Origin of the sequence: Hamadaea sp. NPDC050747, assembly GCF_040654195.1 — a bacterium.
Lineage (GTDB): Bacteria > Actinomycetota > Actinomycetes > Mycobacteriales > Micromonosporaceae > Hamadaea.
This window is the reverse complement of record NZ_JBFAHM010000001.1, coordinates 538,160-554,875: the sequence shown is the minus strand read 5'-3', so window position 1 is coordinate 554,875 and position 16,716 is coordinate 538,160. Positions and strand designations below refer to the sequence as shown.

Annotated in this window: 13 protein-coding genes and 1 pseudogene; 4 read left to right on the top strand and 10 right to left on the bottom strand. The window is 71.1% G+C overall.

Features of this window, described 5'->3' with window-relative positions:
- Nucleotides 1-114: 114 nt before the first annotated feature.
- Both AB0H43_RS02610 and AB0H43_RS02605 read right to left on the bottom strand, forming a co-directional pair.
- Nucleotides 115-522: an ATP-binding protein gene (locus tag AB0H43_RS02610; protein ID WP_359995262.1), complete on the bottom strand. Its 408-nt coding sequence runs from the start codon at nucleotides 520-522 to the stop codon at nucleotides 115-117.
- Nucleotides 523-876 (bottom strand): STAS domain-containing protein, encoded by a 354-nt coding sequence (locus tag AB0H43_RS02605; RefSeq protein ID WP_359995259.1) that lies wholly within the window; start codon nucleotides 874-876, stop codon nucleotides 523-525.
- 85 nt (nucleotides 877-961) lie between these two features.
- Between AB0H43_RS02605 and AB0H43_RS02600 the strand changes: the two genes are divergently transcribed.
- Nucleotides 962-3,247, top strand: coding sequence for a DEAD/DEAH box helicase (locus AB0H43_RS02600; protein ID WP_359995257.1), 2,286 nt, complete (start codon nucleotides 962-964; stop codon nucleotides 3,245-3,247).
- Nucleotides 3,248-3,393: 146 nt separating this feature from the next.
- Here the strand turns inward: AB0H43_RS02600 and AB0H43_RS02595 are convergent, their stop codons facing one another.
- From AB0H43_RS02595 to ssd, 6 genes and pseudogenes are all read right to left on the bottom strand, one after another.
- Nucleotides 3,394-3,762: an Rv3654c family TadE-like protein gene (locus AB0H43_RS02595; protein WP_359995254.1), complete on the bottom strand. Its 369-nt coding sequence runs from the start codon at nucleotides 3,760-3,762 to the stop codon at nucleotides 3,394-3,396.
- A complete protein-coding gene (locus tag AB0H43_RS02590) occupies nucleotides 3,759-4,136 on the bottom strand; it encodes a TadE family type IV pilus minor pilin (RefSeq protein ID WP_359995251.1) in 378 nt (125 codons plus the stop codon). The genes AB0H43_RS02595 and AB0H43_RS02590 overlap by 4 nt, the downstream gene beginning before the upstream one ends.
- The gene (locus tag AB0H43_RS02585; RefSeq protein WP_359995777.1) at nucleotides 4,133-4,297 is read right to left on the bottom strand and encodes a DUF4244 domain-containing protein; all 165 of its coding nucleotides are present in this window, start codon (nucleotides 4,295-4,297) and stop codon (nucleotides 4,133-4,135) included. The genes AB0H43_RS02590 and AB0H43_RS02585 overlap by 4 nt, the downstream gene beginning before the upstream one ends.
- A gap of 74 nt (nucleotides 4,298-4,371) precedes the next feature.
- Nucleotides 4,372-4,809: pseudogene (locus AB0H43_RS02580) on the bottom strand (type II secretion system F family protein); the annotation flags it as partial.
- Nucleotides 4,810-5,450: 641 nt separating this feature from the next.
- Nucleotides 5,451-6,611, bottom strand: a complete 1,161-nt coding sequence (locus tag AB0H43_RS02575) for a TadA family conjugal transfer-associated ATPase (protein ID WP_359995774.1) — start codon at nucleotides 6,609-6,611, stop codon at nucleotides 5,451-5,453.
- An 8-nt stretch (nucleotides 6,612-6,619) separates the two neighbouring features.
- Nucleotides 6,620-7,786: a septum site-determining protein Ssd gene (gene ssd, locus AB0H43_RS02570; RefSeq protein ID WP_359995248.1), complete on the bottom strand. Its 1,167-nt coding sequence runs from the start codon at nucleotides 7,784-7,786 to the stop codon at nucleotides 6,620-6,622.
- 513 nt (nucleotides 7,787-8,299) lie between these two features.
- Between ssd and AB0H43_RS02565 the strand changes: the two genes are divergently transcribed.
- Nucleotides 8,300-9,115 (top strand): HAD-IB family hydrolase, encoded by an 816-nt coding sequence (locus AB0H43_RS02565; RefSeq protein WP_359995245.1) that lies wholly within the window; start codon nucleotides 8,300-8,302, stop codon nucleotides 9,113-9,115.
- A gap of 456 nt (nucleotides 9,116-9,571) precedes the next feature.
- Here AB0H43_RS02565 and AB0H43_RS02560 read toward each other — a convergent pair whose 3' ends face one another.
- Entirely contained in the window at nucleotides 9,572-10,312 is a 741-nt protein-coding gene (locus AB0H43_RS02560; RefSeq protein WP_359995243.1) for an oxidoreductase, read from the bottom strand.
- 160 nt (nucleotides 10,313-10,472) lie between these two features.
- Between AB0H43_RS02560 and acs the strand changes: the two genes are divergently transcribed.
- Together acs and AB0H43_RS02550 are read left to right on the top strand one after the other, a co-directional pair.
- Nucleotides 10,473-12,422: an acetate--CoA ligase gene (acs, locus tag AB0H43_RS02555; RefSeq protein ID WP_359995240.1), complete on the top strand. Its 1,950-nt coding sequence runs from the start codon at nucleotides 10,473-10,475 to the stop codon at nucleotides 12,420-12,422.
- A 237-nt stretch (nucleotides 12,423-12,659) separates the two neighbouring features.
- Nucleotides 12,660-15,455: a M6 family metalloprotease domain-containing protein gene (locus tag AB0H43_RS02550; RefSeq protein ID WP_359995237.1), complete on the top strand. Its 2,796-nt coding sequence runs from the start codon at nucleotides 12,660-12,662 to the stop codon at nucleotides 15,453-15,455.
- Between the two features lie 63 nt (nucleotides 15,456-15,518).
- On the opposite strand, the gene AB0H43_RS02545 is transcribed toward AB0H43_RS02550, so the two are convergent.
- Nucleotides 15,519-16,646 (bottom strand): C45 family peptidase, encoded by a 1,128-nt coding sequence (locus AB0H43_RS02545; RefSeq protein WP_359995235.1) that lies wholly within the window; start codon nucleotides 16,644-16,646, stop codon nucleotides 15,519-15,521.
- Between the last annotated feature and the right edge of the window lie 70 nt (nucleotides 16,647-16,716).

Genomic DNA, 16,716 nt, shown 5'->3' with positions numbered 1-16,716 from the left:
AGCACTCTAGCGGTGAACCGTGTTCCTGGTCACACCCAGGTCCGGCCGTGTCGCGGTGATCTTTGCCGCTGTGTGACGCCGGGGTCATGGGTTAGGGTCAGCGGTTCGTGCTCCTCAGCGCCGCGTGCGATGGGGACGAGCGGTCCAGGACATCCGTACGACCGAACCCGCGCCGTCCGGCGCCTGGCGTACCTCCAGCTCCTCGGCGACTCCGCTGAGCAGGGCGAGGCTGGCCTCCACCGTGATCTCCTCCTCCATGTCGGAGGCGGCGTCGTCGGGCGCGCGGTCGGTCACGAGGACCGTGTAGGGGTTCTCGTCGAGCATCTCGACCAGCACGGGCTCACGGAGGTTGTGCCGCAGATGCCGGGTGACGGCGCGGCCGCAGGCCTCACCGATCGCTTGGCGTACCTCGTCCAGCCGGTCCTCAGGCAGCCCGGCGCGCCGCGCCACGGCGACTCCGACGAGGCGAGCGGTACGGACGTAGACGGGTTCGGGGGTGAACTCCAGGCGTACTGTCGCCACCTATCGACCACCGTCGCCGGACTGGCCGGTGGCCGCCTCGATCGTCGGGTACAGCGGAAGGACCTGGTCGAGAGCCGTGATCCGGAAGACCTTGAGCAGCGACTCCTGCCCGACCACCAGGCCGAAGCTGCCGCCCAGGTTGCGCGCCTTGCGCAGACCGCCGACGAGCACGCCCAGCCCGGTCGAGTCGAGAAACTCCACCCGGCCGAGGTCGACGACCAGCGCCCGGGTACCCGCCTCGAGCAGCTCGGTGAGCCGATCCCGCAGCTTGGGCGCGGTGTAGACGTCGACCTCCCCGGCGACTTCCAGCACCGTGTGGGCAGCGACCGTCCGCGTCGCCAGCGAGAGTTCCATGACTGGCATCTTGCCATCGTCGCCGACGGATGCACCTCCTCGGCATGGCCGGAGTGTCACAGCATCCGGATAGGCTTTGGCGGAAGTGAATACCGCCGACCCCACCACTGATCTCACGGCGCTGCTCGCCGCGTCCGGCCTGGGCCGTCTGCGCCCGGAGGCCGCTCGTGAGGCGATCACGCACATCGAGTGGCGGCCGCCCCGCGCGGGCGCGTCCGCGCCCTGGCCGAACTGGGCGCCCGAGCCGTTGGTCACGGCGCTGATCAAGGCCGGCATCGAGGCGCCGTGGCCCCACCAGGTCGCGGTCGGCGAGCATGCTCGCGCCGGCCGCCACACCGTGGTCGCCACCGGCACCGGCTCCGGCAAGTCGCTGGCCTACCTCCTGCCCGCGCTGGCCGAGCTGATCACCGAGCCCACTGCCCGCGTCCTCTATCTCGCGCCGACGAAGGCGCTCGCCGCGGATCAGCTGCGGGCGATCGCGACTCTGGATCTCCCAGGGGTACGCGCAGCGGTGTTCGACGGCGACACGCCCCGCGACGAGCGGGACTGGGTACGCCAGCACGCCAACCTGGTGCTGACCAACCCGGACATGCTGCACCACGGCATCCTTCCCGGGCACGGGCGCTGGCGGCGGTTCCTGCGCGGACTGCGTTACGTGATCGTGGACGAGTGCCACGCGTACCGCGGGGTCTTCGGCTCGCACGTCGCGCACGTCCTACGCCGGTTGCGGCGGCTGGCTCCGCGTGACGTCGTCTTCCTCGCGGCCTCCGCGACCTCCGGCGACCCCGCAGCCTCGGTCGGCCGGTTGATCGGGGCCGAGGCGGTGGCGGTCAGCGAGGACACCGCCCCGCGCGGTGCGATGACCTTCGCGTTGTGGGAGCCGCCGTTGCAGCGGGACGCCTCGGGCGAGGAGCACCGGCGATCGGCGCTGGCCGAGACGGCCGATCTGCTGACCGACGCCGTCGTCGCCGGGATGCGGACGCTCGCCTTCGTCCCGTCCCGCCGCGGGGCGGAGATCGTCTCCGCCATGACCCGGCGCGCCTTACGGGAGGTCGACGCCCAGCTGGCCGCCCTGGTCGCCGCGTACCGGGGCGGGTATCTCCGCGAGGATCGGCGCGCACTGGAGCGGGCACTGCTCGCCGGCGACCTGACCGGGCTGGCCACGACCAACGCGCTGGAGCTGGGCGTCGACCTCACTGGGCTGGACGCCGTGCTGCTCGCGGGCTATCCGGGCCGGTTGGCCTCACTCTGGCAGCAGGCCGGGCGGGCCGGGCGAGCCGGGCGCGACGGACTCTGCGTGATGGTGGCCCGGGACGACCCGCTCGACACCTATCTAGTGCACAACCCGTCCGCTCTGTTCGACCGGCCGGTCGAGGCCACCGTGCTCGACCCGGGCAACCCCTACGTCCTGGGTCCCCACCTGTGCGCGGCGGCGATGGAAGCCCCGCTCACCCCGGCGGACCTCGCCCTCTTCGGCGCACCGGACGAGCTCGTGGACGAACTGGTCGATGCGGGTGCCCTCCGCCGGCGTCCGACCGGGCTCTACTGGACGCATCCGCAGCGACCCGAAGTCGACCTTCGTGGCACCGGTGGAGCACCGATCGCCATCGTCGAAGCCGACTCCGGCCGGCTGGTCGGCACGCTCGACGCCGGCTCGGCCCATCACGCGCTGCACGACGGGGCCGTCTACCTGCACCAGGGCACCTCCTATGTGGTGGACCGGCTCGACCTGGACGACGCCACCGCCCTCGTCGTCGCCGAGGAACCGGACTACACGACGCATGCCCGCGACGTCACCAACCTCGACATCGTCGCCGTAAGGTCTTATGTGGACGCCGGTCCGATCGGGCTGTTCCTAGGCGACGTCGACGTCTCCCACCAGGTCGTCTCCTACCAGCGCCGAGCCGTCGGCAGCGGTGAGGTGCTCGGCACCTTCCCGCTCGACCTGCCGCCCCGGGAACTGCGTACGGTCGCCGTCTGGACGACGCTCTCCCCCGAGGTGGTCGCCGGAATCGAGGACCTGCCGGGATCGCTGCACGCCGCCGAACACGCCGCGATCGGGCTGCTGCCGCTGGTCGCGACGTGCGACCGCTGGGACATCGGCGGCCTGTCGACGGCGTTGCACTACGACACCGGCGCGCCGACGATCTTCGTCTACGACGGGCATCCCGGCGGCGCCGGTTTCGCCGAGCGGGCATACGGGATCGCCGGGCACTGGCTGCGCGCGACTCGCGACGCCATCGCCGCCTGCGGCTGCCTGCGGGGCTGCCCGTCGTGCGTGCAGTCGCCGAAGTGCGGCAACGGCAACGACCCGCTCGACAAGGAGGGCGCGATCATGGTCCTCGACCTCCTGCTCGCCGCCCTCGCCTGACCCACCCCGCATCGCGCCCCTCCCCATCGCGCTCCCCCACCCCGCGCCCCCGCATCGCGCCCCTCTCGGCGCTCTCCCACCGCGCTGGATCAGGGATCTCGGTCGAATCATGGGCGAAGATTCGACCGAGATCCGTGATCCAGCGCTCATGCGGCGCTCGGCGAAGCGACGGGGCCGGCACGGGCGGCGGCCGTCGCGGTGCCGAAGCGGGTGGCGACCGCCGCCGTGACGATCAAGTCGAGCCCGTCGAGCCGACAATCGCGCAGCTCAGCGCCGTTGGCAGCCACGTACGCCGCCGCCCGGGAACAGGCCGCGGCAGCGCCCTCGATCGTCCGCGCCGCCCCGGCCAGTGCTCCGAGGTCGGCGGCTGCCTGGGCACTGCGCCGGGCGGTGATCGCCACGCCGACTTCGGCCATCGCGACGGCGAACAACACGATGACCAGTCCGACGGCCAAGGCCCAGATCGTCGCCGAGCCCCGGTCGCGGTCGAGCGATCGGCCGCCGGAGACGATCACGACTCGACCGCCGCGACCGCGGTCGCCGAGACGCGCAGGCTGCGCCAGCCCGCGTACACGGGTGCGCTGACCACTGCGGTGATCTGGTCCCCCGACGCGCTGACCGCCAGGCGGCCGCCGGTGGGCAGGTGAGCGGTGCTCGCCGGTTCGCCACGGGCGACCGTCAGCGCCGCGTCCCGCGCGGCGTCGACGCAGCGCAGCCGGGTCGCGACCGCGTCCACCGCCGTCAGTCCCACCAGGAGCAGGAGGACCACCGCCGGCAGGCTCGCCGCCAACTCCGCCGTCGCGGAACCTCGACTCCTCCGGCTGGCGGTGATGCTGTCGGGGGTGGTGCGGCCGGGCTGAGCCCGGCCACACCGGAGAGCACCGATCACTTCAGCGCCCGCTGGATGATCGCCGTCAGCGCCGACTGAATGATGTTGCTGGTCAACACCTTGTAGAGCAGTCCCGCGAAGGCGACCGCGGCCAAGGTGCCGACGGCGTACTCGGCGGTGTTCATCCCGCCGTCCGGCGAGATGAACCGGTGACGCAGCATCCCGCCGTCCGGCGGTCCGAACCGACGGCTCAGCCTGCCGGTGTCGGGTGGTCGTTTCATGTGCATGGACTCCTTCACTGTGAGAGCTGCCCGACCACCGCGATCACCACGGGGGCCAGTCCGGCCAGCACGAACGCCGGCAGGAAGCACAGTCCGAGCGGCAGCACCAGCAGCACGGCCGCCCGGCGGGCGCGGGCCTCGGCTCGGTCCGCCTCCGCGGCTCGCAGGTCCCCGGCGACGCGGCGCAGGGTGGCGGCCAGCGCCGCTCCGCTGCCCGCGCTCCGGGTCGCCGCCGTGATCAGCCGCTGGGCGCCGTCGAGGTCGGCGAGGTGGCGCCAGGCGTCGGCCGGGGCGGCCCCGAGCCGGAGCGCCCGGCCGACCCTGGCCAGCCGCTCACCCAACGGCAGTGCTCGGGCCACCGCGAGCACCCCGTGATCCACCGGTACGCCGACCCGCAGCACCGCGCCGAGCAGCTCGGCGGCGAGGGGCAGATCGCGCTGGTGGCGATCGCGGGGCGGCCGGGGGGCGGCGATGCGGCGTACCCACCACAGCCCGGCGAGCTGCAGCGACGCGGCGGCGAGCGCACAGCCCGCGCCGATCGGCGTACGCAGCAGCACAGCGACGGAGTCGACGCCGATGAAGTGCCCGAGGGCGACTCCGCCGATCGGAAGGATCAGGAGCAGCAGTGCGGTCATCCAGGCTCCGGCCGCTTCCGCCGCCGCTCGGGCCGCCGCCCGGGCAGCGCCCCGGTGCTCCTCTTCGATCCGGTCGAGGAGGTCGGCCAGGGGCGCACCGGTCTCTCCGGCGACCTCGATCGCGGCGGTGACCTGGGCAGACAGCACCGGATCACCGATCGCCGGCAGTGCCACGGAAGAGGCTCCGGCTCGGAGGGCCGCCGCCGCGTCGGCGATCGCGTCCAGCGCCGCCGACTGCCGGGCGGCGGTGACCCGAGCCGCCCGGCGCTTCCGGACGGCGTACGCGATGACGCTGCCGTAGAGCAGCGTCAGCAGCCCGCCGACCACTCCCCCGACGACCGCCGCCGTCGCCGTGACCACGGCCAACGCCGGGTACGCCACCGGCACCCGTCGCCGGGGCGGGCGCTGCGCTGGGCGTACCGCCAGAACTCGAGCGAACCGGCGGCGGACCGCGCGAGTCACGCCGGACCTGAGCGCAGCAGGGCCGGAACGGTGACGCCGCGAGCGGACAGCAGCGCGCCGAGATGGTTCGCGGCGGGACCCGGACCACTCGTACGCCGCCACGCGACGACGGCCGTGACCAGCCCGGACCGGTCGGGCAGCAGGACGCACACCTCGTCGAGGCGGCGACCGTGGGTGTCCCGGCGCAGATGGAGCACGACCTGAAGGGCAGAGGCGAGTTGCGCGTGCAGTGCCGCGCGCGGAAGGCCGCCGGTCAAGCCGAGCGCTTCCAGCCGAGCCGGGACGTCTTTGGCGGTGTTGGCGTGCAGTGTTCCCGCGCCGCCCTCGTGGCCCGTGTTGAGCGCGGCGAGCAGGTCGACGACCTCCGGCCCCCGGCATTCGCCGACGATGAGCCGGTCCGGGCGCATCCGGAGAGCCTGGCGGACCAGGTCGGCCAGGCCGACGGTCCCCGCACCCTCCACGTTGGAGGTACGGCTTTGCAGCGCGACCACATGGGGATGGCGGGGACGCAGCTCGGCGGAGTCCTCGACGACCACGATGCGCTCGGTCACCGGCACCAGGCCGAGCAACGCCGCCAGCAACGTGGTCTTCCCCGAGCCCGTCCCGCCGCCGATGACGAAGCTGAGCCGCGCCGTCACGATCGCCGCCAGCAACTCCGCGACCGGCGCGCTGACCAGCTCCCCGAGCACGTACGGACGATGCCGGAAGGTCCGCAGCGACAGGCACGGCCCGGCCACCGCCACCGGCGGCAGGACGGCGTGCAACCGCGTGCCGTCCGGCAGGCGCGCGTCCACGAACGGCGAACCGTCGTCCAGCCGCCGACCGGCGCCCGCCGCCATGCGCTGGGCCAACCGGCGTACGTCGTCGGGATGGCCGAACACCGCCGGACCGCGCTGGAGACCCCGGCCCCGATCGACCCACACTTCGACCCCGTTGACCAGGACGTCCGTCACGTCCGCCTCGGCGAGCAACGGCGCGAGCGGACCGGCCCCGGCGAGATCGCCGTGCACCCGATCGGCGATCCGCAGCAATCCGGCATCGCCCAGCACCGCCGCCTCCGGCTCGGCCCGCAACGCCGTCGCGATCGCGACCGGGGACGCGGTCGCCCCATCCACCGCGAACTGGTCGCGCAGCCGCCCGGCCAGCTGATCCAGCAAGGACCCGGTCACGACAGACCGCCGAGCAGCTTGCGACAGACCGAGGCCAGCTCGCCCCGGCCGTTGCCCGCGGGGGCGGAGCCCTTCTCCAAGTCCCGGGCGACCTCGGTCTCCGGGGTCAGCACCTCGGCCAGCGGAACGTCGAGCGCGCCCGCGATCTCGTCGGCGCGGAGACCGCCCGGTGCCGGGCCCCGAACGACCAAGCGCAGATCGTCACAGTACTCACGCAGGCGGCGGACCACCGCGAGGGCGGCCGCGGTCGCCCTCAGCTCCGCGGGCACCACGACGAAGATCCGGTACGCCGCCGCCATGCCCGCTTCGGCGGCGGAGTCGGCGTACCGGGGCAGGTCGAGCACGACCAGATCGGCCTGGCGGCGACCGGCGTCGAGGGCGGCTCGCATCGCCTCCGCGGCGGGGTCCACCGGCATCGGCGCCGAACGCGGAGCCCACGCGTCGGCGAGTGTCCACTCACGAGTGGCGAGGACGTCGCTCCCCCAGCCCTCGGGGCCGGTTCGCTCACCACCGAGTCCAGCGGTCAGCTCGCCGACCCAGCCCTCGGCCCGAGTCCACGACAGCACGGCGAGCGTGCCCCGGCCGGGCAGTGCGCGGCGCAGCAACCCGGGATCGATACGCCCGCTGGCTCCGGCCAACGCGGGCCACCGCAGCCCGGCGACGTCCTCCCAGCCGAGGGTCAGGTCGATGCCGCCGCCCAGCGGATCCGCGTCGACGAGCAGCGTGGACAGCCCGGTGCGTACGCCGGTCACCGCGAGCGCGGCGGCCAGCGTCGACGCGCCCGCGCCGCCCCGGCCGCCGACGACTCCGACGATCCGGCCTTGGCGTTCGGTCGCCGCAGCGGTCTCGGCGAGCCGGCTGAGCAGCCATTCCTGGGCGGCCGGCAGACAGGCGACGAACTCGGCCGACAGTTCCTCGGCGACCGGGAGCAGATCCTGCGGGCGGTCGCCGCGCCCGACCACGATCACCCCCGTACGCCGCGGCAGCCGGCGGGCGCGACCGGCGATCTCCGCGCCGAGCAGGACGAGCGGCGCTCGGCTGTAGGCGGGGCTCACGTCGGGGTCGATGGCGAGTTCCAGCTCCACCCCGGCGACAGCGGCCAGGCGGAGGATCTCGTCGGTCAGGTGGGCGTCGGCGGACAGCAGCAGTGGTCGGCTCGGCATCGCGGGATCCTCATCACACCAAGGGAGTCGGGTTCGTGACCTGCACACGGTCCCGTAGCGGACAGCCGAGGCCCACATAGATGCGATGGAATTCTGTGGACGGCGAACGAGTGTGGAGAACTGGCCGAGGGGGATGGTTCGGGGGGACCGCTCCGGGGGGACTCATTGGGGGAAGGTTCGCCGTAACGAAGACGACCCCCGTCGATAGACGGGGGTCGTCAGGGGTCCGACTCCGGGGGGGTTGAGTCGTAACCCACCCAGCGGCAGCGGGGGGTGCAGCCGCCGAGTGCTTGCGCACAAGCATGCCTGAGGCAGGGGCGCTAAGTCGAGGGGGGTCGACCACAACTCGCGGCGACACGCCGAGATCATCGAAACTTGCGGTACGTTCGCGACGCTCCGCACTGCTGGTACACCGCACAGTAACCGGTTGCGGGCATTCATCCCTGTCTGGGTGGTATAGACCGCCGCCGGGCGGCCCCGCCGGACCGCTCGGTCCGACTAGACTGGCTCGCCGTGGGCAGAAGCGCCGCTTTCTTCGACCTGGACAAGACCGTCATCGCGAAGTCCAGCGCGTTGGCTTTCGGGCGTCCGTTCTATCGGGACGGCCTGATCACGCGCCGTGACGCGGTGAAGGCCGCCTATGCGCAGCTTTCCTTCAAGATCGGCGGCGCGGACGACGCCTCGATGGCGAGGACCCGGGACTACCTGGCTGAGCTGTGCAAGGGCTGGAGTGCCGACCAGGTTCGGCAGATCGTGGACGAGACGCTCCACGAGCTGATCAAACCCTACGTGTACGCCGAGGCCGCGGCGCTGATCGCCGAGCACCAGGCCACCGGGCGGGACGTCGTCCTCGTCTCCGCCTCGGGCGAGGAGTTCGTCCGCCCCATCGGGGCTCAGCTGGGCGTCCACGACGTGGTCGCGACGCGGATGCGGATCGTCGACGGCGTCTACACCGGCGAGATCGACTTCTACGCCGCCGGCACCGGCAAGGTCAGCGCCGTCAAGGAGCTGGCCGCCGAACGCGGATACGACCTGGCCGAGTGCTACGCGTACTCGGATTCGATCTCGGACGCGCCGCTGCTGGAGATCGTCGGAAATCCGACAGCCGTCAATCCCGACCGCGGTCTGCGCAAACTCGCCGTCGAACGGGAGTGGCCGATCCTCGAATTCCGGCGGCCCGTGCCGTTGGGCGCGCGCATGCGCAAGCAGATCATGGAACGCCCCGCGGTTCCGGTCGCCGCGGCCGCCGCGGTCGGCGTCGGAGTCGCCATCGGCATCGCCTGGTACGGCCACCGCCGCAAGACCCGTGCCGCGGCCGCCGGCGACTAGCGGGGAAAGAAGTCCGTACACATAGGATGGCGCCGCACATCTTGCGGCGCCATCTCGCACTCCCGCTCGGGTTACCAGGCGTGTCCGTTTGCTCGAACGCGTCGGCCCTTGCGGTTCCGACGTGTCGTGCCTTCACGACGGCAGTCATCGCGCGTGGGTGCCCGGCGGCTGTGCCCGGAAGGATTGCTCTTTCCGTATCCCCTTTCTACGCCCGTACCCGCCGGTAAGCCAGCGATGGCCTCGATTGTGTGACAGCTGGGACAAATGAGTTATGCCGTGCCGAGGACCTCGCCGCTCCTTCCCGCGCTGGATCAGGGTTCCGGGTCGAATCATGGTCCATGATTCGACCGAGGACCCTGATCCAGCGCGGAATGCGGCGCGGAAGGCCGCGGAAGCAGCGGAACCAGCGGAAGGCAGCGCGAGGCAGCGGAAGCAGCGGAAGCAGCGCGAGGCGAGTTATGCCGTGCCGAGGACTTCGTCGGCGATCTTCGTGAATTCGGCCGCGCCGATGGTGATCGCCGCCGCGTAGTGCTTCAGCCACGACCGCACGCCGTCCACGGTGCCGGTCGCGAAGGCGTGCGCGCTGCCCACGTACTCCGGCTCGCGTTCGCGGTGGCCCAGGTCCACGGCGATCAATCCCCGCAGGTCGAAGCCGCTGCCGATGAGGGTGGCGCGCGCCGCCGCCCGCGCCACCACGCCGTTGCCCTCGGCGAACGCGTTCAGCGCCAGCAGCTCGCCGTGCACGACCGCGGCCCGCACGATCGGGTCGCCCGCCCCCGCCACGACCAGGTCGCAGAGGGCGTTCAGGCGCGCGCCCACCAGCGGGTCCGCGACCGGTCGCCCCAATTCCGAATCAGCTAGTACGCCGGAAGCAGCGACCGTGTGCATGCGAGCGAGTACTTGGCGGGGCGCCTTGGCGAACGTCTCCGCCAACCCCGGCAGTTGCTGGGCGATCCGCAGCGCGCCCTGCACCACGGGGTCGAGCACGGTGCCGGCCCGCACCTCCTCCACGGCGTACGCGTGACCGGAGAGCGCCGCACTCGCGACGGCGGACCGGAGGCTGACCTCGGCCGCGACGATCCCGCCCGAGCGGCGCAGTGCCCGATGCCGAAGAGCCGCGTCCACGGCGTTGCGGGCATCGGCGACGGCCGGTGCGATGTCGGGCAGGTCCAACAGGGGGGCCAGGGCGTCGTCCACGCCCACCAGCGTAGCTACCAGCCAGTAGCGGTTAATTGGAAGGAACCCTAACTACTCTGCGCCGACATCGGGACGTAACATCAACAGCAGCTTGCGGCCTGAGTCACAGATCCACATCAAGGGTCTCGTATCACAACCCACCCCGAGGAGGCACCCGGGAATGAGCGAAACACTGGAGAACCTGCTTTCCGAGGACCGGCAGTTCCCGCCGCCCGCAGACCTCGCGGCGAACGCGAACGTCACCGCCGCCGCCTATGACGAGGCCGCCGCCGACCGCCTGGCCTTCTGGGCGAAGCAGGCTCGCCGACTGGACTGGTTCCAGGAGTGGGACCAGGTTCTCGACTGGTCCAACCCCCCGTTCGCGAAGTGGTTCGTGGGCGGCCGGCTCAACGTCGCGTACAACTGCCTCGACCGGCACCTCGCGGCCGGCAACGGCGACAAGGTCGCCATCCACTGGGAGGGCGAGCCGGGCGACAGCCGGACGCTCACCTACGCCGACCTGCACGCCGAGGTGTGCCGGGCGGCGAACACGCTGACCGACCTGGGCGTCGCGGCCGGTGACCGAGTGGCGATCTACCTGCCGATGATTCCCGAGGCGGCGGTGGCGATGCTCGCCTGCGCCCGCATCGGGGCGACCCACTCGGTCGTCTTCGGCGGCTTCAGCAAGGACGCGCTGTCCGGCCGGATCAAGGACGCCAGCGCGAAGGTCGTGATCACCGCCGACGGCGGCTTCCGCCGGGGCAACCCGAGCGCCCTCAAGCCGACCGTCGACGAGGCGGTCGCGGAGTGCCCGACGATCGAGAAGGTCCTCGTCGTCCGGCGTACGGGTCAGGACGTGGACTGGACCGAGGGCAGGGACCTGTGGTGGCACGACACCGTGGCGAACGCCTCCGACAAGCACGAGGCGCAGCCGTTCGACGCCGAGCACCCGCTGTTCATCCTCTACACCTCCGGCACGACGGCCAAGCCGAAGGGCATCCTGCACACCACCGGCGGCTACCTGACCCAGACGTCCTACACGCACCACGCCGTCTTCGACCTCAAGCCGGAGACCGACGTCTACTGGTGCACCGCCGACATCGGCTGGGTGACCGGCCACTCCTACATCGTCTACGGCCCGCTCTCCAACGGCGCCACCCAGGTGATGTACGAGGGCACCCCGGACACCCCGCACCGGGGCCGGTTCTGGGAGATCGTCGAGAAGTACAAGGTGACGATCCTCTACACCGCCCCGACCGCGATCCGGACCTTCGCCAAGTGGGGCGACGACATCCCAGCCCAGTTCGACCTGTCCTCGCTGCGCCTGCTGGGCAGCGTCGGTGAGCCGATCAACCCCGAGGCCTGGATGTGGTACCGCCAGAACATCGGCGCCGGGCGTACGCCGGTCGTCGACACCTGGTGGCAGACCGAGACCGGCGCGATCATGATCTCCCCGCTCCCCGGCGTCACCAGCTGCAAGCCGGGTTCGGCGATGGGACCGTTGCCGGGCATCGCCGCCAACGTCGTGAACGACGCGGGCCAGATCGTCGGCAACGGCGGTGGCGGTTACCTCGTCCTCAACGAGCCGTGGCCGTCGATGCTGCGCACCATCTGGGGCGACGACCAGCGGTTCATCGACACCTACTGGTCCCGCTTCGCGGAGCACGGCTACTACTTCGCCGGCGACGGCGCCAAGAAGGACGACGACGGCGCGCTCTGGCTACTCGGTCGCGTCGACGACGTCATGCTGGTCTCCGGCCACAACATCTCCACCACCGAGGTCGAGTCGGCCCTGGTGTCGCACCCCGCGGTGGCCGAGTCGGCGGTCGTCGGCGCGACCGATCCGACCACCGGCCAGGCGGTCGTCGCGTTCGTCATCCTCAAGGGCGGCGCCGAGGCGACCGAGGCGGAGCTGAAGGACCACGTCGCCAAGACGCTCGGCCCGATCTGCAAGCCGCGCCAGATCCAGTTCGTCTCCGAGCTGCCGAAGACCCGCTCGGGCAAGATCATGCGACGTCTGCTGAAGGACATCGCGGAGAAGCGTGCCCTCGGCGACGTCACGACCCTGCAGGACGCCGGGGTCATGCAGCTCATCCAGGAGGGCATGACCACCTCCTCCAGTGAGGACTGAGCAAGCACCACTCTGATCCGGGCGAGGCCGATTCGGCTTCGCCCGGATTTCTCTGTCCGGCAATCGGATGGTCCCTGTCACGTCATCCGTGACACGGACCGCGACGATCATGCATTCCTTCCACCGAGCGCCTCACCGTGTCGCTCTCTGCGATCGTGAGACCACTTCATGCGGCCGTCTATCCCGGCCCCTTCGGCCCCTACCAGGCCGTCCATCCTTTGTGGAGTTTGGAGTGTCATGACTCACCCCGTCCGCCGGCGGCGGAGACTGCGCGTACTCGCCGCCGTCCCCACGCTGGCGCTCGCCGCGCTCGGCCTATCGGCCCTGCCCGGATCGAGCACCCTGACCCCCGTCGCCAGCATCAGCGCCGACGAGTACTACCTCAACTACGCCGAGCCCTCCGTACAGCCGGACAACCGGCCAGAGACCAAGGGCAAGGACGGCGTGTGGGGTGGCAGCGGCTCGTCGGCCCTCGAAGTCGACCGCAAGTACGCGGGCGGCAACCCCGTCACGGCCAAGCAGCTGGCCAAGCTGGAGGCGCAGGCCGCCAAGACCGGGCTGAACCCGCGTCAGCTCAAGAACGCCAAGGGCACGCAGGTCGCCAAGCTGCTGACCATCCTGATGGAGTTCAACCCGAACGCGAACGACGACTTCACCGGTGTCATGGTGCCGGACAACGTCTTCGACCCGGACGCGTCGACCACCGCCGACGACCGCAAGTGCGTCCTCGGTACGGTTCAGAACGGCCCGCTGCACAACCAGATCCAGAACCCGGCGACCCTGGGACACACCGACAACAACTCGATGTGGGTCCCGGACTTCTCGTCGGAGCACTACAACAAGATGCTCTACACCACGACGGGCATCACCGACCGCGTACGCACCGACCTGACCGGCCCCGACGGCAAGCCCGGCGTGGACCTGTCCGGCAACACCATGCACAACATGTACCTGGAGATGTCCAAGGGCGCGTACACGGTGAACGGTGAGGCCACGCCGTGGATCACCATGCCGCACTCCGAGGGCTGGTACGCCGCGTCCCGCTGCACCAAGGACGCCAACGGCAACTGGGTGCTGCCGCGGTCGCAGGCCGGCAACGGCCACCCGACCAACCCCAAGGGCCAGGGCCAGCTCGCGATCGACGCGGTCGCCGCGCTCGCCGCGGCCGACCCGAGCTTCCCGTGGGCCGACTACGACATCGAGGACCAGGCCGACCGCGACGGTGACGGCAACTTCTTCGAGCCGGACGGCGTGATCGACCACCTCGTGCTGGTGCACGCCGGCAAGGACAAGTCCGGCGGCGGCGGCGCGCAGGGGATCTACTCGATCTGGGCGCACTCCTCCTCGGTCGCCGGTGGCGCGACCATTCCGGGCACCAACCTCAAGGTGTCGAACTACATCGTGCAGCCGGAGGACTCCGGTGTCGGTGTCTTCGCCCACGAGTACGGCCACGACCTGGGTCTGCCGGACCTCTACGACACGAGCGGCGCGGCCGACTCGGACGTGGACTTCTGGGACCTGATGTCGTCCGGCTCGCACTCGGGCGCGATCTTCCAGGGCACCCCGACGCACATGGGCATCTGGGACAAGTGGGTGCTCGGCTGGGCCGACCCGCTGGTCATCGCGCCCGGCTCGGACGCCCGCTCGGTGCAGCTCGGCCAGACGTCGCGTACGCCGGTCGGCACCAACGACGGCGTCAAGATCGACCTGCCGCAGAAGAAGATCTCGCTGGCGATCCCGCACAGCGGCAGCAAGATGTGGTACTCGAACGCCGACCAGAACTGGGCCGACGTCAAGTTGAGCCGGACCGTGCAGGTGCCCGCCGCGGCGGACGCCAAGTTCTGGTTCTACAGCGACTACAGCATCGAGCAGGACTGGGACTACGGCTTCGTCGAGGTCTCCACCGACGGCTCGACCTGGTCGGAGCAGAAGGTGTACGCCGAGAACGGGACCATGGTCTCGACCCCCGACAACTACGGCGACCCGAACGGCCGCATGCGGGACTACGGCGGCAAGAAGTACGGCCTCACCGGCAAGACCAACGGCTGGGCGCACGACTACGTCGACCTGTCGGCGTACGCCGGGCAGACGGTCCAGGTCCGGCTGCGCTACGCCACCGACGAGGCCTCGCTGGAGAAGGGCTGGTTCGTCGACGACCTGTCGGTGACCGGCGGCGGCGCGACCACGTGGTCGGACGACGCCGAGGCGAACAACGGCTGGACCCAGACCGGTGGCACCTTCGTGGACACCACCGGCGCGGGCTGGATCCTCGACCCCGGTACGCAGTGGCGCAACCAGTACTACCTGGCCGAGTGGCGTAACTTCGACGGCTTCGACGAGGGCCTGAAGTACACCTACGACACGACCTACTCGCGCGACGCGTGGAAGGTCGAGAAGGTCGCGTACAACGCGCCCGGCATGCTCCTCTGGTACCGGGACACCACGTACGGCACCGACAACTGGCCGACGGCGAACATCACGGCGCTGCCGAGCGGTGGCTCGAAGGGCGGTCTGCTCATCGTCGACTCGCACTTCGACCCGCTGCGGCGTACGGGTGTGGGAGCGTCGAAGGACACGACCACGCTGAAGAACCTGCCGAGCCGTCCGCAGTCGTCCAACGCGGCGTTCACGCTGCAGCCGACGTACCCCTTCAAGGAGTGCATCGAGGACGTCAAGGCGCCGTACAGCGAGTACTGCACCGACTTCGGTTCGCTGCCGGCGGTGTCGTCGTTCAGCGACAGCAAGGGCTGGTACCCGGGCATCGAGATCCGGGGCAGCTCGCTGTTCTACCGCGACGCCGACGCCTCGGTGGTCGTCCCGTCGGTGGACAACCAGCTCTACTCGACCCGCGTCGTCGACGCGAACGGCAACCTGCTGCCGCAGTACTACGGGCTGACCGTCGCCGGGAACACCGTTCTCGGCACCGGCAACCCGGGTGACGCCGGCGTCTCCTACGGCGTCACGATCACCATCAAGCGCGTGGCGAAGGACAACTCCTACGCCACCATCTATGTGGTGCCCGCACTGAGCTGACGCTCACCGGGAAAAGCGGGGCCGGTCCGACAGGACCGGCCCCGCTTCGTTGTGCGTACCAGATCAGGAGAAGGGTGAGAACAGCGTGCCGGCGCCGCCTTCGCACGGCGGACCCGCGATGAGCCGGAGCGTTCGGGCGTCGAGGTCCATGAGCGTGGTCCAGATGGTCTCCGAGCGGTCGAGCGCCGCGTCGCGCTCATCGAGGTGGCGGCAGACGGAGACCGGGAAGCTGTGGTGGTCGGTCAGCGCGGAGAGCAGCTCCTTCTCGCCCACCTGGGGGTGCGCCTGGAGCAGCCGCCGGACGCGCGCGGACCGGAAGAGCGACGAGCCGCCCCAGTCCTTGATCGTGTCGTAGACCGGCAGCGCGGTCTCGAAGTGGTTGGCGTGGACGAGCAGCCCGTCCTGCGGGTGCAGCCAGCCGGAGTCGCCCGGGACGAGTTCGAGGTCGATGATCTCGCCGCCGTCCGGGTGGGCCTGGCCGATGAGCAGGTTGATCGAGGCGCTCCGGGGCGCGCGGACCGCGTTGCGCAGCGCCCAGGACAGCGAGTCGGCCTCCAGGACCGAACGCAGCAGGACGTGGTACGGGACGCCGCCGGGCCGGCCGTCACGGTCGGAGCCGATGAGGTTCACGCAGACGCCGAGGCCCTTGTTGTTGAGGCCGGACTTCGCGAGCATGCCGGCCTCGGTCAGGGTGGCGACCTCGTGGCCGGTTTCGTCCCGGGTGATCAGCAGCAGCGTGTAGGGACGCTGCTCGGGGTGCCAGTCCCAGTTCTGCGCGATCCGGGTGTGCCCGTCGTCGCTGCGCTCGTCCAGGACGCCCACCACCGTGCACTCGCCCATGTCGGCGCCGCCGGAGGCCCCACCGGAAGCGCCGCCGGGCGAGCCGCAGGAGGGGGTGCCGTAGAGCAGCTCGGACCGGGCGTTGATGGCGTAGATGAGGGCCGGTTCGACGCCCGCGCCGACGGCCACGCCCTCCAGGATTTGGGCGAGCCGCGGGAAGTGCTGCTCGGTGGGCGCGATGTATTTGCGGCCCTCGGCGATGACGGCGGCACGGTCGAGCCGGACGGCGGCCTCGAAGCGGATCAAGTACTCGTCGACGTTGGCTCGGATGAGGTCGGCGGCCTGGGCGCCGTACGCCCGGCCCAGGTCAGCGGGGGTGCCACTGACGTCCACGACGAACGGGGGTGTCATGGCCCGACCTTATCCCGCGCCTTACGCGATGTCCGACCCGTTTCCCACCGGGAACGGCGCGGGGCGTCCG

Excerpts from the sequence above, each read along its gene's own strand:
- AB0H43_RS02605 (WP_359995259.1), bottom strand. The coding sequence starts at position 876 with ATGGAACTCTCGCTGGCGACGCGGACGGTCGCTGCCCACACGGTGCTG.
- AB0H43_RS02585 (WP_359995777.1), bottom strand. The coding sequence starts at position 4,297 with ATGCTGCGTCACCGGTTCATCTCGCCGGACGGCGGGATGAACACCGCC.
- ssd (WP_359995248.1), bottom strand. The coding sequence starts at position 7,786 with ATGCCGAGCCGACCACTGCTGCTGTCCGCCGACGCCCACCTGACCGAC.
- acs (WP_359995240.1), top strand. The coding sequence starts at position 10,473 with ATGAGCGAAACACTGGAGAACCTGCTTTCCGAGGACCGGCAGTTCCCG.
- AB0H43_RS02550 (WP_359995237.1), top strand. The coding sequence starts at position 12,660 with ATGACTCACCCCGTCCGCCGGCGGCGGAGACTGCGCGTACTCGCCGCC.
- AB0H43_RS02545 (WP_359995235.1), bottom strand. The coding sequence starts at position 16,646 with ATGACACCCCCGTTCGTCGTGGACGTCAGTGGCACCCCCGCTGACCTG.